The following is a 19082-nucleotide window of genomic DNA, read 5'->3' on the forward strand; positions in this document are numbered from 1 at the left end:
GCACACCGTCCGCGCACGAAAGAGGAGTCAGTGGCCCGCCGTCCCACCCCGCCCGGCACGCCCGAACGCACCGGGCTCGGTCATGTCGCCGACCTGGTCAAAGCAGCGATTCCGCCGCTGCATCCCGCCGGCCTGCCCTTCGTGGCAGCGCCGCTGGCGGTGGCGGTCCTGGGCGGGCGGCGGCGCTGGCTGCGCCGCACCGGATTCGCGGCGGCCGCGGCCTCGGCGGCGTTCTTCCGTCATCCGCACCGGGTGCCGCCGAACCGGGCGAATATCGTGGTCGCCCCGGCCGACGGCGAGATCGCCCTGGTCGACACCGCGGCGCCGCCCGCCGAACTGAATCTCGGTGACACCCCGCTGCCGCGGGTCAGCATCTTCCTGTCGGTCCTCGACGTGCACGTCCAGCGCACCCCGGTGGCCGGCACCGTGCGGGCCGTCGCCTATCAGCGCGGGCAGTTCAAGTCCGCAGATCTGCCGGCGGCCAGCTCGGTGAACGAGCGCAACAGCGTGGTGCTGGAGACGGCGTCCGGTCAGCTGGTCACCGTGGTGCAGATCGCCGGTCTGCTGGCCCGCCGCATCGTCTGCGACGTGAAGGTCGGCGACGGGATCGGCATCGGCGAGACCTACGGCCTGATCCGCTTCGGGTCCCGGGTGGACACCTACTTCCCGCTCGGCACCCAACTGCTGGTCGAGCCGGGGCAGCGCACCATCGGCGCGGAAACGGTGCTGGCCGAACTGAAACCATGATCGAGAACACCGTCACCGAACCTGGCCGCCGCCGCCGCACGATTCGCCTGCTGCCCAGCATCGTGACCATCCTGGCGCTGTGCGCCGGATTGTCGGCGGTGAAATTCGGGCTCGACGGAGCGCTCGACATCGCCTTGGCGATGATCGGCGCCGCCGCCGTCCTCGACACCCTCGACGGCCGGCTCGCCCGGATGCTGTCGGCGACCACCAAGATCGGCGCCGAACTGGATTCGCTGGCCGACGCCATCTCCTTCGGCGTCGCGCCGGCGTTGGTGTTGTACGTGACCTTCCTGCGCCAGGACAGTGCGGGCTGGATCATCGCTCTGATCTACGCGGTCAGCGTCGTGCTGCGGCTGGCGCGATTCAACACGATCATGGACGACGACACCCGGCCCGATTGGCAGCGGGAGTATTTCACCGGCGTACCGGCGCCCGCGGCCGCGCTCATCGCACTGCTGCCACTGGCACTGCACGGCCAGTTCGGCAGCGGCTGGTGGACCGACTTTCCGGTGGTCGCGGCCTGGACCGTCTTCGCCGCCCTGCTCGCGGTCAGTACGATCCCGACGCTCGCGATGAAGTCGGTGTCGGTGGCGCCGCAGGCGGCGGCGCTGCTGCTGGTGCTGGTCGCCCTGGCCGCGGCCGCGCTGGTGACCTATCCGCTGGTGCTGCTGATGGTGTTGATCGGCCTGTACCTGGCGCACATTCCGTTCGCCTGGCGCTCCCAGCGCTGGGTGGCCGCGCGGCCGGAGACCTGGCATCACAAGCCCGCCGAACGCCGCGCCCAGCGCCGCGCCGACCGGCGGCGCCCGGCGGTCATCGGGGAACCCTCGGCGCGACTGCGCCTGCGGCGGCCCGGGATTCGCGAGTCCTCGGCGCGGTTGCGGTTACGGCGACCCGGCGGTCGCTGAGCGCGCGCGGGCACAATGGCAGACGTGCCTGAATTGTCGCTGACCGCTCGACTCAATCGCTCGGCCGCGGACGCGCGCCGCGGAGTGGTGCGATTGCATTCCGAAGCGCTGGCGGCGCTCGGCCTGCGGGAGTGGGACGGGATCAGCGTGATCGGCTCCCGCCGCACGGCCGCGGTGGTCGGGCGCGCGCCCGCCGACACTCCCGCCGGTGTCGCGCTGCTCGACGATGTGACCCTGTCCAACGCCGGGGTCCGGGAGGACGGCGGCGTGGTCGTCGCACCCGTGACGGTCTACGGCGCCAAACACATCTCGGTCACCGGCTCGGCCGCGGCGATGAGCGCGATCGCGGAGTCGACGCTGCGCCAGGCGCTGCTGGGGAAGGTGGTCACCGTCGGAGACACGGTCTCGCTGCTGCCCCGCGATCTCGGCCCCGGGACCAGTTCCGCCGCTGCGACACAGGCCCTTTCCCGCACGTTCGCGATCGCGTGGACCTCCGAGCTGCTGACCGTCACCGGCACCGATCCCAGCGGCGTGCCGGTCAGTGTGCAGCCCAACAGCGCGGTGGTGTGGGGGGCGGCCGCGCCCTCGGCCGCCTCCTCGCACGATCCGCGCGGTGCGCTGGAACCCAACCATCCCGGCAGCCGGATGCAGGTGCGGGAACGTCCGTCCGCGGTCGCGGTGGCGGATCTGGCCGGGGTGCGCGCCCCCGCGGCGAAGTTGTCGGAGTGGCTGAGCCTGGCGCTGGACGAACCGGAACTCCTGCGCACCCTCGGCGCGCCGCCGCATCTGGGTGTGCTGGTCACCGGTCCGGCCGGGGTGGGCAAGGCGACGCTGGCGCGGGCGGTGTCGATTCCGCGACGCATCGTCGAATTGGACGGACCCACCGTGGGCGCCTCCGAGAGTGGCACCCGGCTGCGGGAGGTGGGGCTCGCGGTATCGGAAATCTGTTCCGGCGCAGGCGGAGTCCTGCTCATCACCGATATCGACGCGCTGTTGCCCGCGGATCCGGAACCGGTGGCCACCCTGATCCTCGATCAACTGCGAGCGGCCGTCGCCAGCCCGGGGGTGGCATTCCTGGCGACCACCTCGCATCCGGCGGCCGTGGACAGCCGGCTGCGCGCGCCGGATATCTGTGATCGCGAGATCGCACTGACCCTGCCCACCGCCGCGGTCCGCGCCGAACTGCTGCAGCAGCTGTTGCGCAAGGTGCCGACCGAGGATTTGGCGCTGGACGAAATCGCCTCGCGCACACCGGGTTTCGTAGTATCCGACCTGGCGGCGCTGTGCCGGGAGGCGGCGCTGCGCGCAGCCTCCCGGGCCAGCCACGACCACACCGATCCGGTGCTGACCCAGGCCGATCTGGTCGGCGCACTGGAGGTGATCCGGCCGCTCTCGCGTTCGGGCACCGAGGAACTGGCGATCGGCAGCCTGAGCCTCGACGACGTCGGCGATATGGCCGAGACGAAGCAGGCGCTCACCGAGGCCGTGCTGTGGCCGCTGCGGCATCCGGACTCGTTCGCCCGCTTGGGGATCGACCCGCCGCGCGGGGTGCTGCTCTACGGCCCGCCCGGCTGTGGGAAGACCTTCCTGGTCCGCGCCCTGGCCGGTAGCGGTCAGCTGAGCGTGCATGCCGTGAAGGGCGCGGAGTTGATGGACAAATGGGTCGGCTCGTCCGAACGCGCGGTGCGGGAGTTGTTCCAGCGTGCCCGCGACTCCGCCCCTTCGCTGATCTTCCTGGACGAGATCGACGCCCTGGCGCCGCGACGCGGACAGAGCTCCGACTCCGGTGTCGGGGACCGGGTGGTGGCGGCGCTGCTCACCGAACTCGACGGAGTCGAACCGCTGCGCGAGGTGGTGGTGGTCGGGGCCACCAACCGTCCGGAATTGATCGATCCCGCACTGCTGCGGCCCGGGCGGCTCGAACGCCTGGTCTTCGTCCCACCACCGGACGCGCCTGCCCGAGCCGAAATCCTGCGCACCGCAAGCCGTTCCGTGCCGTTGAGCCCGGAGGTCGACCTCGCCGCACTCGCCGGCGAGCTGGACGGCTATTCCGCCGCCGACTGCGCCGCCCTGCTGCGCGAGGCCGCGATGGCCGCGATGCGGCGGGACGTGGACGCCGCCGACATCGGCCCCGCGGACCTGGCCGCCGCCCGCGAGAATGTGCGGCCGTCGCTGGATTCCGCGCAGGTCGAATCGCTGCGCCGGTATGCGCAGCGGCGCGCCGACGCCTGAGCCGGGCCGGTCGCCGTCGGCCCGTCCGGCAGGTCGGCTCCGATTTCACCCGGTTCACCGGTATTTTCGGCTGGTGCGCAGGCACCACGAGGTTCTGGAGATGATCACGGCGGCGCTGGCCACCCTGGTCGCCGGGCTGTCGCTGATGCTGCCCAACGGTTTCCGCTGGACCTCGCAGACCTCGGTGCTGCAGCTGGATATGCTCGCCGCCAGCCAGCCGCGCGCGATCGCCGCGGGCGCCGTCGTGGCGCTGATCGTGGCCGTCTTCGCCACCACCGTCAACCATGCGCTCGCCGCCTGGGGTTCGGCGCTGTGCGGCGCCGTCATCATGTTCGGCGCGCATGTGCTGGCCGAAACCGAGGACCAGAGCATCGCCCCGGCCACCCTGAACTATCTGGATTCGCTGGCCGGCGGAATCCTGCTCGGCGGCATCGCCGTCGCGGTGCTGCGCGGCTGGTGGCAGGTATTCGGCTGGACCCTGGGCGCGCTGTCCGCCGTCGTCTTCGGTCAGCTCGGCTCGACCTCGACCGGCGATGCGCAGGCCGGGCTACCGAGTGCGCCGGGCTGGTCGACGACCTCGTTGCCGCCGCTGTGGCTGATCACCCTCACGACGGTCCTGATCGTGGTCGGCTTGATCGTCAACCGGCATCAGGACCGAGTCGAACGCCGGTCGGTCGAATTACCGATGGCACCGATCGTGGCCGGTCTGGTGTTCGTGATCGTGCAGCTCTTCGCCGGCGAATGGCTGGCCCGTCATGCCGACAGTCTCGGCCGGATCGTCGTCGCGGCGACGCTGACGGTGGTCACCGCGGTGCTGGCCGCGCTTCTGCTCCCGCGCCGCGACGGCATGTTGATCCTGCTGGCGGTCGCCCTGACGGCGGTGGGCAGCGCCCTGATCCCGGCGCGTCTGCCGGTCTGGTCGGTGGCACCGCTGGTGGTGCTGATCGGGATCGGCATCGTCGCCGGGTTCCGCCGGCCCGGGCCGATGCTCGCGATCGCGGTCCTGGCGGCGTTGGCACTGTACTGCGCGCTGACCGCGGACCATCGCATCGACGGCGGGGTGCAGGCGGCGGTGTTGAGCGGGCTGCTGGCGCTGGTGGGCGGCTACTGCTTCGGTGGCACCGCGCCGCGGTACAACCCCACCCGGGTGCTCGGGGTCGCGATCATCTTCGTTCCGTCGGTCGTGACGGCGCTGCGCAAACGTCTCGGTCGCGAGCAATTCGTCACCGAACCGGGTCACTGGTATCTGAATCCGGCCCCCGCGATGAGCTCATCGCAGCCGTTCTGGGTCGCGCTCGGCATCACCGCTGGATGTGCGGTCGGACTGCTGGCTCTGCGCTGGTGGCGACCGCCCAGCAGACCGACGGCGAAGGCCGAGCCCACCGAACCGCCGGCTCCGTAAACCCGCTTCACACCGGTAGCCGATATATAGCCATCGCCTCTGGAAGGTGAGCGGTGGAGCCGCGCCGGATTCCGCTGTGGCCGCCGAAGCACCGAGTCAGCAGTAGGATCGGAGCCGCCTCCACCCCGCCGCCGACCGACGGAGTGACGTTTGCTCGCCATCCTGCTCGCCCATGCCGTAGCCGCTCTGCTCGCACCGCCCGCCGTGCGCGTACTGGGCAGGCGTGGGTTCTACCCGATCGCGCTCGCACCGCTGGCCGGTCTGGTCTGGGTGATCGCGCGATGGAACAGCGAGGCGGAGATCCGCATCGCCTGGGCCCCGGAGATCCACATGAATCTGGATCTGCGCCTGGACAGCCTCGCCTCGATCATGTCGGTGCTGGTCCTCGGGGTGGGCGCGCTGGTATTGGCCTACTGCGCCGAATATTTCGACGACGACGACCGCCCGCGACTGGGCATCTTCGCCGGCTACCTGGTCGCCTTCGCCGGCGCCATGTTCGGCCTCGTGGTCAGCGACAACATGCTGGTGATGTTCACCTTCTGGGAACTCACCACCGTCCTGTCGTTCCTGCTGGTCGGCCACCACGCCGAACAGAGCACCGGGCGCCGGGCGGCGTTGCAGGCGCTCCTGGTCACCGCCGCGGGCGGGCTCGCGATGCTGGTCGGCCTGGTGCTGCTCGGACAGCGCTGCGGCAGCTATCTGCTCTCGGATGTGGTGGCCCGAGCCGACCCGCACGATTGGTCGACCGGCGTCGCGGTAGTGCTGGTGCTGATCGGCGCGTTGAGCAAATCCGCGATCGTCCCGCTGCATTTCTGGTTGCCGGGCGCGATGATCGCGCCGACGCCGGTCAGCGCGTATCTGCACGCCGCCGCGATGGTCAAGGCCGGTATCTACCTGGTGGCCCGGCTCGCGCCGGGACTGTCGTCCACCCCGGTGTGGCATCCGATCGTGCTCACCCTCGGCATTCTGTCGATGCTGCTCGCCGGCCTGCGATCACTCCAGGTGTACGACCTGAAACTGGTGCTGGCCTTCGGCACCGTCAGCCAACTCGGATTCCTGCTCGTGCTGGTCGGCACCGGTACCGCACCGGCGGCGCTGGCCGGGGCCGCGCTGCTGGTCGCGCATGCGTTGTTCAAGGGCTGTCTGTTCATGGTCGTCGGCATCATCGATCACGGCGCCGGCACCCGGGATCTGCGCCGGCTGTCGGGCATCGGCCGCCGGGCGCCCGTGCTGTGCGGGATCGCCGTGATCGCGGCGCTGAGCATGGCCGCGATTCCGCCGCTGTTCGGATTCGTCGGCAAGGAGAGCGCGTTCGCGGCCGAACTCGACGCGGACAATCTGAGCGCCCCGGTGCGGATCGCGGTGATGATCGGCATCGTGATCGGGTCGATGTTCACCGTCGGCTACAGCACCCGAATGGTGTGGGGCGCCTTCGGCACCAAACGCGCGGCCGAGGGCGTGCCCGAACCGGAACGGCCGTGGCATCGCCCGAACGCCCGGTTCCTCGCGCCGCCGGCCGTCCTGGCGGCCTTGTCACTGGTGGCCGGATTCGCCTCGCCGTGGATGGACGACCTGCTGGCCCCCTACGCGCGCACGCTCGGGCCGCTGCACGAACATCTGGCGCTGTGGCACGGCTGGGGCACACCGCTCACCCTGACCCTGATCGCGATCGCCTGCGGTCTGGTGCTGTTCGAAATCCGTGATCGGATCGGCGAATCCGTGCATCCGCGCCTCGGCAACGCCGACCGCGTCTACGACGCCACGCTGCGCACGATGGATCAACTGTCCCTGCGCATGACCGGTGCGACCCAGCGCGGTTCGCTGCCCCTGAACCAGGCGTTGATCCTGATCACCGTCGTGGTGCTGCCGCTGGTCATGCTCTTCGCCGGGGCGCGGTCCCGGATCACGGTGCGCGCCTGGGATTCCGTCTGGCAACTGGTGATCGGGTTGATCATGGCCGCGATGGCGCTGGGCGCGACGGTGATGCGCAATCGTCTCGCCAGTGTGCTGCTGGTCGGTGTCACCGGCTACGGCTGCGGTGTCATCTTCGCCCTGCACGGTGCGCCCGATCTCGCGCTGACCCAATTCCTGGTCGAGACACTGACTTTGGTGATCTTCGTACTGGTGCTGCGCAAGTTCTCCGCCGAGATCGAACCCAGCCGCACCGCGGCGCTGAAGGTGCGGCGGGCGATCCTGGCCGCCGCGGTCGGCGCGGCGGTGGTGATCGTGGCCGCGTTCGCGACCGCCGCCCGCAGCGCCGACCCGATCTGGCATCGAATTCCCGCTGCCGCCTACGGTTTCGGCGGCGGGAAGAACGCGGTGAACGTGCTGCTGGTCGATATCCGAGCCTGGGACACATTGGGCGAGATCTCGGTTCTGGTCGTCGCCGCGACGGGCGTCGCCTCGCTGATGTTCCGCAGCCGCCGGTTCGGCACCCTGCCGCGGGTCTCCGAGGCGCCCGGTTACACACCCGATCCCGATCGGTCGTACTGGCTGCGTGCCAGTCCCCTGGTGGCGCCGCGGGATCGCTCGATGGTGATGGCGATGACCACCCGCATGCTGTTCCCGACCATCATGGTGCTGTCGGCGTACTTTTTCTTCGCCGGTCACAACGCGCCCGGCGGCGGTTTCGCCGGTGGCCTGACCGCCGGACTGGCTCTGGTCCTGCGCTATCTCGCCGGCGGACGCTACGAACTGGCCGAAGCGCTTCCGGTCGACGCCGGACATGTGCTGGGCGCCGGGTTGGTGCTGTCGGCCGGCACCGCGACCGGATCGCTGCTGCTCGGGGCGCCCCCGCTGTCCTCGGCGATCATCGAGGTCACACTGCCGGTGCTGGGGCACGTCAAATTCGTCACCGCGATGCTGTTCGACCTGGGTGTGTATCTGATCGTGGTGGGCCTGGTGCTCGATGTGCTGCGCAGCCTGGGCGCCCGCCTGGACACCGAATTCCTCGGCAACTCCGCCACTTCCGGTCGCGACCGGACCGCTGCGAAGGGAGGGCGGCGATGAGCGCGAACATCACCATGCTGGCCCTGATCGGAATCATGGTCGCCTGCGGGGTGTATCTGGTGCTCGAGCGAGCGGTGTCGAAGATGCTGCTGGGCCTGATTCTTTTCGGCAATGCGGTGAATCTGCTGATCCTGACCATGGGCGGTCCGGACGGGCGACCGCCGATCCTCGGCGAATCCGATCGCCGACACGATCAACCGGCCGATCCGCTGGCCCAGGCGATGATCCTCACCTCGATCGTCATCACGATGGGCCTGGCCGCTTTCGTCCTGGCCCTGGCCTATCGGGCCTTCGCCCTGACCACGTCCGAACAGGTCGAGGACGACCCCGAGGACGTGAAGGTCGCCGCGCAGCGGGAAGGCGAGGACCCCGAACAATGAGCCTGTCCCCCGGGCTGTTGCCCGCGCTGTGCCCGCTACCGGTGTTGATCCCGCTGCTGACCGCGGCCGCGACCTTGATCGTGGGCCGCAAACCGCGGGTGCAGCAGGCGATTTCAGTGGCGGCGCTGACGGCCGTGGTCGCGGTCTCGGCACTGTTGCTGTATCTGGCCGACCGGGACGGAATGGGCGCGGTGCAGGTGGGACGCTGGCACACCCCGATCGGCATCACCCTGGTGGTGGACCGGTTGTCGGCGGGCATGCTGCTGGTGTCGTCGATCGTGCTGCTCGGGGTGTTGATCTACGCGGTCGGGCAGGGTATCAGCGACGGCACCGAACGCCAGCCGACCTCGATCTTCCAACCCACGTATCTCATTCTGAGCGCGGGGGTTTCGATCGCCTTTCTGGCGGGCGACCTGTTCAACCTGTTCGTCGGATTCGAGGTGCTGCTGGCCGCGTCGTTCGTCTTGCTGACGCTGGGCGCGAGCGCCGATCGGGTTCGGGCCGGGGTGTCCTACGTGATGGTGTCGATGGTGTCGTCGCTGATCTTCCTCACCGGCATCGCGCTCGCCTACGCCGCGACCGGCACCCTGAATCTGGCCGATATGTCGCTGCGCATGGGGGCGGTGCCGCTCGGCGTGCGCGGGGCGATCTGCGCGACGCTGCTGGTGGCCTTCGGCATCAAGGCGGCGGTGTTCCCGCTGTCGAACTGGCTGCCCGACTCCTATCCGACCGCGCCCGCACCGGTCACGGCCGTCTTCGCGGGTTTGCTGACCAAGGTCGGTGTATACGCGATCATCCGGGTACACGCGCTGCTGCTGCCGGGTGGGATCTTCGACGGGGTGCTGCTGGTGTGCGGTCTGCTCACCATGGTGATCGGCATCCTGGGCGCGATCGCGCAGAGCGATATCAAACGTCTGCTGTCGTTCACGTTGGTCAGCCACATCGGATATCTGATGTTCGGCGTCGGGCTGAGCTCGGTCGGCGGCACCACCGGCACGGTCTTCTATGTGGTGCACCACATTCTGGTGCAGACGACGCTGTTCCTGGTGGTGGGGTTGATCGAACGGCAGGCCGGCTCGGCGTCGCTGAGCCGGTTGGGCGGACTGCTGGCGGCCAGCCCGGCACTGGCCCTGCTGTTCGGCATTCCGGCGCTGAATCTCGGTGGTATTCCGCCGTTTTCGGGCTTCATCGGCAAGGTGCGGTTGTTGCAGGCGGGTGCCGCGGACGGCGGCGTCCTGGCCTGGATGCTGATCGCCGGTGCGGTGGTCACCAGCCTGTTGACCCTGTACGTGATGGCGCGGGTGTGGAGTAAAGCGTTCTGGCGGCCACGAGTTCAGGCCCCCGAGGGTGCGCTCGCCGACGCCGCACCCTCGGCCCTGATCGACGAGTCCACCGATGTGCTCTTCGACGATCGCGACGATCCGGGGCGGATGCCGCGGCTGATGGTGGCGCCCACCGTCGCACTGATCGCGGTCGGGCTGGCGTTGACCGTTTTCGCCGGGCCGATCCTCGGGATCGCGCAGCGCGCCGCCGAGGACCTGGGCACTCCACATCGGTATCTGGAAACCGTCCTGGGGCCGGCGGATACGTGGCAGTCCGGAGGTGACCGATGACGCGGGAACGACTGGTTCGCATCGGGGTGCTGATCTGGCTGGCGGTGGTCTACACCGCGCTGTGGGGTAATGCCAGCATCGCGAATCTGCTCGCGGGCCTGGTGGTCGGAGTGCTGATCATGGTGTTGCTGCCGCTGCCGCGGGTTCCGGTGAACGGAACGCTGCGGGTGCTGCCGCTCGTCGAATTGGTCCTGGTCACCGCGTATTACGCCATCGAGTCCAGTTTGCAGATCGCCTGGTTCGCGGTGCGCCGGTCCGGAGCGCCGGTCTCGGGGGTCCTGCGGGTGCGATTGGCGATCGACTCGGACCTGGTACTCGTGTTGTGCGCCGACGTCCTCAATCTGATCCCCGGCACGATGGTGCTGGAGCTGGACCGTACCTCCGGCGTGGCGTGGGTGCATGTGCTCGACGTCGGCAGCGACGACGCGGTCGAGAAGTTCTACTACACGACGCGACGGTTGGAGGGCCTGTTGATCCGGGCTTTCGAACGCAAGGCACAGGAGGCGGCGTGAACAACAATCGCGCGGCAGCACACACCGCCGACCGGGTGCGGGTGTCCCGCAAGGCACAGGAGGCGGCGTGAGCGACAATCGCGCAGCAGCACACACCGCCGACCGGGTGCGGGTGTCCCGCAAGACGCAGGAGGTTTCATGACCGTGGTCGCGATCGTTGCCGGAGTGCTGCTCGCGGTGGCCGCCGCCTTCACCTCCTATCGGGTGCTGGCCGGTCCGGGCACCCTCGACCGGGTGGTCGGCATCGACTCGCTGGTCGGCATCGCCGCGGCCGGGCTGGCGGTCTGGGCGGCCTACAGTGACGACACCACGGTGGTTCCGGGCATCGTCGCCCTGGCCCTGGTCGGCTTCCTGGGATCGGCCGCGGTGACCAGGTTCCGGGTCCGGGACGACCGATGAGCGGCGCCGTCCACACCGCCCTGGACTGGCTGTCCTATGTGACGATCCTGCTCGGCGCCTTTCTGGCCGCGACGGCCGCGATCGCGATCGTCCGTTTCCCGGATACCCTCTCGCGCATGCACGCGGCGACGAAACCGCAGGTGGTCGGGCTGATCCTGATGTTGATCGGCTCGGCGATCCAGCTGCGTGGCCACCCCACTGTCTGGATGCTGGTGCTGGTGGGCCTGTTCACGCTGGTCACCGCGCCGGCGATCGCCCATCTGCTCGGACGCACCGCCTATCGCGAACAACGCCATCGCGACGGGCTGCTGCTGGTCAACGAGCTGGGCGACGAGGGGATCGACGAGGACGACTGATCCGCGTCATACCGCGACTCGGGCTCGGTCCACACTCGCGGTCGGCCGCGCGAACCACATCCGATGGAAGGCCCGGACGAATCCCGCGAACGTGCCGAGGACGATGATGCCGGCGGGCACCGGATGGTCGGCGGCCCACACCGCCAGATAGCGGTACGCCAGCAGCAGCCCGGTCAGCAGCGCGAATCCGGCGCCGACCAGGGCGATCCGGGCTCGATCCCAGCCACGCTCCGGAGCGCGCAGCGCCGATTCGACGGTCATCGCCAGCACCGCACCGGCGAGCAGATCGGCGCCGTAGTGGTAGCCGAAGCCGAGGGTGGCCGACAGCGTGGCGACGAGCCAGAATGCGCCGGCCCAGCGGATCCACCGGGGCGCCGGGGCGCCGTGGTTGTCGCGGCGGGTGTGCAGGAAGATCGCGGTCGCCCACGCGGTGTGCATCGACGGCATGCAGTTGCGGGGGGTGTAGCGATCGAACGGCAGCGGCTCGGGCAGGCGGTCGACCGGCGGGACGGTATGCGGCCAGTAGTCGCCCACCTGCAGGCCGTGCCCGTCCGGACCGTAGGCGAACATCGGCCCGACCACCGGGAAGATCAGGTATACGACCGGGCCCACCAGCCCGAGTACCAGAAAGGTTCGCACCAGATAGTGCCCGGGCCACGCGCCGGTGGACACCACCCGGCGTAACTGCCAGACGGCCACGACCATCGCCGCGACCGGCAATTCGATGTACACCCAGTGCAATACGGCGTACCCGCCGGGGCCGAGCGCCTCGACGAGGCGTCCCATCACCCATGCGGGTTCGCCGAAGGCATGGTCGGCGAGGACGACGTACCGGTCCCACACGTTCGGTCCGGCGAGCACGGTGAAGTGCAACCACACGTCGCCGACCTTGGTGGCGATGATCAGCAGCGCGCCCAGGGCCGCCGCGTGCAGCGCATTGCGTTTGTCGGTGCCCTCCCAGCCGAGCCAGGCCACCAGAACCAGGCCGACAAGCGCGATAACCGCGCCGTTTCCACTGGTCAGCGCCCCGCCGAGCGAAAGCCTGATCCCCGCGCAGACCGCATCCACGACAACCGCCGCACCGACGGTGAATAATCGTCGTCGCCACGAGAGTCCGACCAGAGCCAATGCCAGCCCCGCCCACGGCACCGACACCGAATGCGGTGTGCCCGCGAAATCGGACCAGAGACTGCGCAGGGGCCCCTCGAATCCGTTGCGCCAGGCCGCGATCTGCAAGCCGATCAGCAGGAGCGTGACACCGCCGATCAGCGCCCACGCCCACAGCTGCGGCGACCCCGTCCGGAACCGTTTCCGGCGAGCCTCACCGCCGAAGTCGGAACGCGGATCGTCGAGCAGCACCCGACCATCGTAAACAGCCGATGAACGCCGCCCGGCGGCCAGCGGAAGCTCGGACGACGGATGTGATCTGCGCCATGACCGCGTCGCGTCCGCTCACGCCACCGAATCGGCCCGCATCCGGTCCCCTCGCAACCCTTTCGTAAGCGAATGCCAATGGCGCGCTGACACAGTCGTCCGCATGTTCAACTGGTATGTAGCCCTGCTCGCGATCAGCGGGATCACGATGATCGCCATGGCATCGGTGCGGACCGGGCAGAGCAGTGGCTCCCGCTCCCTCAACGCCATCTTCGGCACCGTCTACCTCTGCTACGCCGGCTATCTCGCCTTCCTGTTCGACGGCGGGTCCTATCTGATCTTCTTCCACGCGTTTCTCCTCCCCGTGGTGATGGTGGTCAACTTCTTCCGCAACCGGCCACCTCGCCCGAAACTCACCGCGACCCAGAAGGCCTGGCGCGAGTACCAGAATTCGTCGCATCGATAGCGCGCCGCGGGCACCGATACCCGGCTCGGTTCGGCGGATCCGAATTTCGTTGCCGCCATGCGGAACCGACCTCCTCGACGGGAGCGCGCTCACCGGCCAGACTGCAGGTATGGGTGAATACATCGACGCCGCCGGACTGCGCACCTACTACGAGGTGCACGGCGACGGGGAGCCGGTGGTGCTGCTGCACGGCGGCCTCGCCACGGCCGATTCGTGGGCTCGGCAGGTGCCCGAACTGTCCCGGCACTACCGGGTCTACGTACCCGAACGCCGCGGGCACGGCCGCACACCGGATGTGGCGGGCCCGATCACCTATGCGGCGATGGCGACGGATACCGCGGCCTGGCTCGATGCCCTGTCGTTGCGCGATGTCCGCCTGATCGGGTGGAGCGACGGCGGTGCGGTCGCGGCTCTGGTCGCGATCAGTCGGCCGGACCTGGTGCGCAAACTGGTGATCATCGGTCAGTATCTGTCGCTGGACGGCGAATGGCCCTCGTCGCGAGCGGCCTTGGACGGATTCGCCGACGATCCCGGCACGCGCACGATGTTCGAGAACCTGCACGCGCCGCTGTCGCCGGACGGCCCGGAGCACTTCCCGGTGGTCTACGACAAGATGATGGCGTTGTGGCGTGACGAGCCGCAGATCCCGCTCGCGGAGATAGCGAAAATCGTTGCGCCGACACTGATCATGCAGGGCGACGGCGATTGGGTGCGGGTCGAGCACAGCGCCGAGCTGGCCCGGACCATTTCGGACGCCCAGCTCGCCGTCGTCCCCGGAACCTCGCACGCGCTGCCGCTGGAAAAGCCCGGGCTTGTCAACACCCTGCTGCTGGACTTCCTGACCGACGAGCAGATCACCCGCATGCTGCCGGTCGGGCACGACTGAGGCACATGCTCAGGCGGGCGGCTGCGGCGCGGGGAAGTGGAACGGGCCGATCGGATCCGGTCGCCGCCCCGGTGCGGCCGCGTTCCCCGCCCGCCGAACCACCGAACCCCGCGGAAGCGGTACGCCGGCCGTCAGCTGTCCAACTCCTTGACCAGCGCATCGACCACCGCCACCAGATCGCCCTGCGCTGCCGCCGCCACCCGGCGCTGCCGCTGATAGGACGCGCCGCGCTCGACGATATCGGGTACCCGCGCCAATTCGGTCTCGCAGCGCAGCAATTTCGCGGTCGGCTGCAACCGGTCCAGCAGATCCATCAGATCATCGGTGACCAACCGCTCGTTGCTGTCGGAATCGGTGATGATGATCGCGTCGAGGCCGTAACGTGCCGCGCGCCATTTGTTTTCCTGCACATGCCACGGGGGCAGTGTGGGCATCGTCTCACCGGCCTCGACGCGCCGGTCGAGATCGACGATCAGACAGTGGATCAGGGCGACGATCGCGGAAAGCTCGTAGCGGCTGGGTATTCCGTCACACACCCGGACCTCGATGGTTCCCCATTTGGGAGCCGGACGGATATCCCAGTGCATCCCGCCGAGCTGTTCGAACACACCGGTTTTCATCTGGTCGTGCACGAAAGATTCGAATTGCGACCAGTTCTCGAATTGGAACGGCAGCCCGGCGGTCGGCAGCTGCTGGAACATCAGCGCCCGATTGCTGGCGTAGCCGGTATCGATCCCCGCCCACATCGGCGAGGAAGCCGAAAGCGCCAGCAGATGCGGATACGACAGCAGCAGGGTGTTGAGGATCGGAAAAACCTTCTCCGGGTGCGACACCCCGACGTGCACGTGCACACCCCAGATCAGCATCTGCCGGCCCCACCACTGCGTACGGCTGATCAACTCGTCGTAGTGTTCGGAACGGGTCAGCTGCTGGGTCGACCATTGCGCGAACGGATGGGTGCCCGCACAGAACAGATCGACGCCGACCCGATCGGCGGCCGCGCGCACGGTGTCCATCGTGGTGTGCAATTCGTCGACGACCTCGCCGACCGTATCGTGCACGCCGCTGACGATTTCGACCGTATTCTTCAACAGCTCCTTGGTGACGTGCGGCGGCCCGTTGGGGGCGCGCAGATCACCGACCTGATCGAAGACCGCGGCCGCGGTATTGGAGAGATTGCGGGTCTGCTTGTCGACGAGCGCAATTTCCCATTCGACGCCCAGGGTCGGGCGAGGCGAGCCGTTCCATGGAACCGCGCGAGCGCCTGCCCCACCCATCGCGAACCCGCTCTTACCCGATGACGCCGCAGGCGACCCGGCCGCCCGCGTCGCCGGTGGCCAGCGTCTCGGCGTCCGGCCCGGGTGCGCCACCGTTGGCCTGCAGGTAGCGGTTCGGGATGTTGCCGAAGTTGTCGGCGCCGGCATGAATCATCAGCGCCTTGCCCTTGACCTGGTCCAGGGTGACGGAGTCGGTGGTCGTCACCAGCTTGGCGGTGCCGTCCTTACCGACCTCGAGCGAGGTCAGATCGCCGCTGGCCGGATGCGTGTTCGCCTCACCCACCTGCAGATGACCGCCGGCCGAGAGGAAGTTACCCGACGGGCCGCCGGACGGGGCCGTGGAGTTGGGCTCGCACTTGCCGTTCTGATGAATGTGCAGTCCGTGGAATCCGGGCTGCAGTCCGTGCGCATCCACGGTGATCTGCAGCTTGTCGCCGGCCTTGGCGATGGTGGCGGTGCCGACCTGCTCGCCGGAGGGACTCTTCAGCTCCACCGAGACCGAATCACCGGCGGGCGCGCTCTGCTCGCCGCTGGTACCGGAGTTCTCCGCCTTATGGGCGCTACCGGTCCATACCGGCGGGGTGGTCCCCTTGACGTCGCTCGACTCCTGGCTGTTGCTGCATGCGACCAGGCCGAAAGCCGCGATCGCCAGCATCGGGGTCACAGTCCGCCAGGAGGGGCGACGGGTTGCGGAGGGGGCCATCGGAGAACTCCTTTACGAGTACCGAGTGTACGAGTAGTGCTGGTTGAACAGATTCCTTACCGCACAAGATGATGCCAGAGCCGTTCTGCCTCGAACTGGTGGGGCTCGGTTGAGTTCTAATTGCCGGTGACGATGACGATGACGCCCGGGGGTGAGTCCGCGATACCGGGGAATCGCGGTTCGGCCGATACGCCCAGTTCATTCGCGATCGCCTGGGCGGTTTCCCGCTCGTGCGGCGAATTCCCGTAGTAGACGGTTGTTTTCGCGATCACACCACCGGGATAGTTGCCCATTTCGGTGACATTGAACCCGGCCGCGCTGAGTTCACTGCCGGTCCGTTTGGCCAGACCGGCGACCGTGCTGTTGTTGAGCACCCGAACCGGCAGCGTCTTGTCGACGGCGGCCGTGGTGGTGGTCGGCGCGGCGGTGGTCGTGGTGGTGAGCGTGGTCGCCGCGGCGGCGGTGGTCGACGCGGCGGCCGTGGTGGCGGGCGCCCGGCTCGTGGTGGTCGGCGCGGCCGTGGTCTCGGTATCGGCCGAGGTTTCCGCGGCGGCGGACTCGGAGTTCGAATTCGACAGCGCCATGGCGCCGAGACCGGCGAAAACGATCGCCAGTGCGATCAGCACCATCGCGAGTGCTCGCAGCGGCGGTCCACCGGAGGGCGGATTCGGGTTGCTCACGGTGTCGACCCTAGTCGCCCGGCCGGGCGGATGCGCGCATCGGACATCGGGCGCTCACACCTGGAAGCCCAACCGCCGCGCCGCACGGGATTTCTGCCGGCTGGCACGCAGCCGACGCAGCCGTTTCACCAGCATGGGATCGGCGGCCAGCGCCTCGGGCTTGTCGACGACGGCGTTGAGAACCTGGTAGTAGCGGGTGGCGGACATGGCGAACAGTTCCCGGATGGCTTCTTCCTTCGCGCCCGCGTACTTCCACCACTTGCGTTCGAAATCGAGAATGTCGAGCTCACGACGGGTCAGACCGTCCACTACCGCCGTCTCACCGGACGCCCCCTCGACCGCAGCCGCGATCTCTTCGCTCGCGGAGCTGTCCTCGCTTGCGGATAGATTCCGAGCCGCTGCGCTGTCCATATCGCTCCCTCGCCGAATCAACACCGGACGACAGTCGTCGTCATTCAACCATGCGGCACACCGGTTCACCGAGGCGTCGTACGGCGTGTCGGGCGGTACACGCGGCGCCGCGTAAAGTAGGCGACCATGGCGATTCTCCCGATCCGCATCGTCGGCGATCCGGTTCTGCACAACCCGACCCGGCAGGTGTCGCAGTCGCCGGCCGAACTCGCCCAACTGATAGCGGATATGTACGAAACCCTCGACGCCGCCAACGGAGTGGGCCTGGCCGCGAACCAGGTCGGTGAATCGCTGCGGCTGTTCGTCTACGACTGTCCCGACGTGCAGCCCGACGGTTCGGTGCAGCGGCGGCGCGGCGCGGTGATCAATCCGGTGCTGGAAACCTCCGAGATCCCCGAGACCATGCCCGATCCCGACGACGACGAGGAGGGCTGCCTGTCGGTTCCCGGCGAACAGTTCCCGACCGGGCGGGCGGAGTGGGCCCGGGTGACCGGCATCGACGAACACGGCGAGCCGGTGTCGATCGAGGGCAAGGGTTTCTTCGCCCGCATGCTGCAGCACGAGGTCGGCCACCTCGACGGATTCCTGTACGTCGATGTGCTGATCGGTCGCAACGCCCGCGCGGCGAAGAAGGCGATCAAGCGCAACGGCTGGGGCACACCGGGTTTGAGCTGGGTACCCGGAGAGGTACCGGATCCGTTCGGACATGACGACTGACCTTCCGGATATTCCGCTCGGGCGGCGGGTGGTCGTGCGCTATCGCTTGCCCGAGGGACAGCCCCAACAGTTCACCGATGTGATCGGTGAACTGGTCTCGCAGGATCCGCTGCAGGTGCGGACCGGTAACGGCGCGACCGTGACCGTCGCCGCGGATCAGGTGGTGGCGTGGAAGCTGCTGGGGCCCCGGCCGATTCGGATCGGCGAGATTCGCGCCCTGGAGGCGGCGGCAATCGACGGCTGGCCCGGTACCGAGCGCGCCTGGTTCGACGGCTGGTTGTGCAGCGCCGGCGACGGCTACTCCCACCGCGCGAATTCCGCTGTCCCACTGGGTGATGCCGGTCGCGGCGCCGCCCTGGACATGCGGACGCTGCAGCGGATCGGAGAGTGGTACGCCGAGCGCAGGCAGCCGATACTGCTGCGGTTGCCCGATCGCCTCGCACCGGCGCCACCGGGCTGGCGGGTCTGGGGCGAAACCGTCGTGCTCGGAATCGATATCGCGAATTTCGTCCTGCCCCAAGGTCCTTCGATGGTCCGGATCGACGACGGGCCGCATCCGGCCTGGCTGGACCTGCACCGCTATCGCGGTGAGGATGCTGTCGACGTGTCGGCGCCACTGCCGGATGTGGCGGTGCTCACGGCGGTCGTCGACGGCGAACTCGGCTTCGCCGCCCTGGGTCTGCCCGCACCGCTGGCGATCGGGCGCAGCGCCCTCACCACCGCTCCTGACGGCCGGCGCTGGGTCGGCCTCAGCTGCATCGCGGTCGCGGCCCCGCATCGCCGCCACGGTCTGGGGACACTGGTCTGCGCCGAGTTGATCCGCTGGGGCCACAAGCGCGGCGCGACCCACGCCTACGCTCAGGTGGAGGCGAACAACGCCGCCGCCCTGGCGATGTACCGGGAGATGGGTTTCGTCGAACACCACCACTATCGCTACGCGGCCCCCGATCCGAGCGCGGGCCGCCACCGCCGGAACTGACGCCACCGAGAGCGATGCCCCAGAGTCGGCC

General features: G+C 68.8%; 19 protein-coding genes. 14 read left to right on the forward strand and 5 right to left on the reverse strand.

The features are described 5' to 3' along the window. Nucleotides 1–30 precede the first annotated feature (30 nt). The 10 genes from ON37_RS24270 (at nucleotide 31) to mnhG (ending at nucleotide 11558) form a co-directional block, all read left to right on the forward strand. Nucleotides 31–747, forward strand: a complete 717-nt coding sequence (locus tag ON37_RS24270) for a phosphatidylserine decarboxylase (protein ID WP_040722598.1) — start codon at nucleotides 31–33, stop codon at nucleotides 745–747. Next, nucleotides 744–1655 carry a CDP-alcohol phosphatidyltransferase family protein gene (locus tag ON37_RS24275; RefSeq protein WP_051031988.1) on the forward strand — a complete coding sequence of 304 codons (912 nt, stop codon included), beginning with the start codon at nucleotides 744–746 and terminating at the stop codon, nucleotides 1653–1655. Before ON37_RS24270 ends, ON37_RS24275 begins: the two co-directional genes overlap by 4 nt. Nucleotides 1656–1679: 24 nt before the next feature. Next, nucleotides 1680–3887 carry an AAA family ATPase gene (locus ON37_RS24280; RefSeq protein WP_245553427.1) on the forward strand — a complete coding sequence of 736 codons (2208 nt, stop codon included), beginning with the start codon at nucleotides 1680–1682 and terminating at the stop codon, nucleotides 3885–3887. A gap of 73 nt (nucleotides 3888–3960) precedes the next feature. Beyond that, a complete protein-coding gene (locus ON37_RS24285; RefSeq protein ID WP_040722600.1) occupies nucleotides 3961–5289 on the forward strand; it encodes a hypothetical protein in 1329 nt (442 codons plus the stop codon). Between the two features lie 150 nt (nucleotides 5290–5439). After that, nucleotides 5440–8298: a Na+/H+ antiporter subunit A gene (locus ON37_RS24290; RefSeq protein ID WP_040722602.1), complete on the forward strand. Its 2859-nt coding sequence runs from the start codon at nucleotides 5440–5442 to the stop codon at nucleotides 8296–8298. Next, nucleotides 8295–8678: a Na(+)/H(+) antiporter subunit C gene (locus ON37_RS24295; protein ID WP_040722604.1), complete on the forward strand. Its 384-nt coding sequence runs from the start codon at nucleotides 8295–8297 to the stop codon at nucleotides 8676–8678. Before ON37_RS24290 ends, ON37_RS24295 begins: the two co-directional genes overlap by 4 nt. Further along, nucleotides 8675–10291 (forward strand): Na+/H+ antiporter subunit D, encoded by a 1617-nt coding sequence (locus ON37_RS24300; protein ID WP_040722606.1) that lies wholly within the window; start codon nucleotides 8675–8677, stop codon nucleotides 10289–10291. The genes ON37_RS24295 and ON37_RS24300 overlap by 4 nt, the downstream gene beginning before the upstream one ends. After that, nucleotides 10288–10803 carry a Na+/H+ antiporter subunit E gene (locus ON37_RS24305; RefSeq protein WP_040722608.1) on the forward strand — a complete coding sequence of 172 codons (516 nt, stop codon included), beginning with the start codon at nucleotides 10288–10290 and terminating at the stop codon, nucleotides 10801–10803. The genes ON37_RS24300 and ON37_RS24305 overlap by 4 nt, the downstream gene beginning before the upstream one ends. 138 nt (nucleotides 10804–10941) lie before the next feature. Beyond that, the gene (locus tag ON37_RS24310) at nucleotides 10942–11202 is read left to right on the forward strand and encodes a monovalent cation/H+ antiporter complex subunit F (protein ID WP_040722609.1); all 261 of its coding nucleotides are present in this window, start codon (nucleotides 10942–10944) and stop codon (nucleotides 11200–11202) included. Next, the gene (gene mnhG / locus ON37_RS24315; RefSeq protein WP_040722610.1) at nucleotides 11199–11558 is read left to right on the forward strand and encodes a monovalent cation/H(+) antiporter subunit G; all 360 of its coding nucleotides are present in this window, start codon (nucleotides 11199–11201) and stop codon (nucleotides 11556–11558) included. Before ON37_RS24310 ends, mnhG begins: the two co-directional genes overlap by 4 nt. 6 nt (nucleotides 11559–11564) lie before the next feature. Here the strand turns inward: mnhG and ON37_RS24320 are convergent, their stop codons facing one another. Further along, nucleotides 11565–12842 carry a phosphatase PAP2 family protein gene (locus ON37_RS24320; RefSeq protein ID WP_040722679.1) on the reverse strand — a complete coding sequence of 426 codons (1278 nt, stop codon included), beginning with the start codon at nucleotides 12840–12842 and terminating at the stop codon, nucleotides 11565–11567. 253 nt (nucleotides 12843–13095) lie between these two features. Here ON37_RS24320 and ON37_RS24325 point away from each other — a divergent pair, with 253 nt between their 5' ends. Both ON37_RS24325 and ON37_RS24330 read left to right on the forward strand, forming a co-directional pair. Then, complete coding sequence (locus tag ON37_RS24325; RefSeq protein WP_040722611.1) at nucleotides 13096–13398, forward strand: hypothetical protein; 303 nt, start codon at nucleotides 13096–13098, stop codon at nucleotides 13396–13398. A gap of 109 nt (nucleotides 13399–13507) precedes the next feature. Continuing rightward, a complete protein-coding gene (locus ON37_RS24330) occupies nucleotides 13508–14284 on the forward strand; it encodes an alpha/beta fold hydrolase (RefSeq protein ID WP_040722612.1) in 777 nt (258 codons plus the stop codon). A gap of 131 nt (nucleotides 14285–14415) precedes the next feature. Here the strand turns inward: ON37_RS24330 and ON37_RS24335 are convergent, their stop codons facing one another. The 4 genes from ON37_RS24335 to napA all read right to left on the reverse strand — a co-directional run bounded on the left by ON37_RS24335 (nucleotide 14416) and on the right by napA (nucleotide 17355). Next, nucleotides 14416–15561 (reverse strand): glutamate--cysteine ligase, encoded by a 1146-nt coding sequence (locus tag ON37_RS24335; RefSeq protein WP_040722613.1) that lies wholly within the window; start codon nucleotides 15559–15561, stop codon nucleotides 14416–14418. Nucleotides 15562–15574: 13 nt separating this feature from the next. Continuing rightward, nucleotides 15575–16264 carry a superoxide dismutase[Cu-Zn] gene (gene sodC / locus ON37_RS24340; RefSeq protein ID WP_040722615.1) on the reverse strand — a complete coding sequence of 230 codons (690 nt, stop codon included), beginning with the start codon at nucleotides 16262–16264 and terminating at the stop codon, nucleotides 15575–15577. 116 nt (nucleotides 16265–16380) lie between these two features. Further along, on the reverse strand, nucleotides 16381–16944 hold the full coding sequence (locus ON37_RS24345; RefSeq protein ID WP_040722617.1) for a LytR C-terminal domain-containing protein: 564 nt from the start codon (nucleotides 16942–16944) through the stop codon (nucleotides 16381–16383). Between the two features lie 54 nt (nucleotides 16945–16998). Then, nucleotides 16999–17355 (reverse strand): nucleoid-associated protein NapA, encoded by a 357-nt coding sequence (gene napA, locus ON37_RS24350; RefSeq protein WP_040722618.1) that lies wholly within the window; start codon nucleotides 17353–17355, stop codon nucleotides 16999–17001. Nucleotides 17356–17481: 126 nt separating this feature from the next. On the opposite strand from napA, the gene ON37_RS24355 reads away from it, so the two are divergent. Continuing rightward, entirely contained in the window at nucleotides 17482–18072 is a 591-nt protein-coding gene (locus tag ON37_RS24355) for a peptide deformylase (RefSeq protein WP_040722620.1), read from the forward strand. Beyond that, nucleotides 18062–19051 (forward strand): N-acetylglutamate synthase, CG3035 family, encoded by a 990-nt coding sequence (locus ON37_RS24360; protein WP_040722622.1) that lies wholly within the window; start codon nucleotides 18062–18064, stop codon nucleotides 19049–19051. The genes ON37_RS24355 and ON37_RS24360 overlap by 11 nt, the downstream gene beginning before the upstream one ends. Nucleotides 19052–19082 lie beyond the last annotated feature (31 nt).

Source organism: Nocardia veterana NBRC 100344 (genome assembly GCF_000308855.1).
Taxonomy (GTDB): domain Bacteria; phylum Actinomycetota; class Actinomycetes; order Mycobacteriales; family Mycobacteriaceae; genus Nocardia; species Nocardia veterana.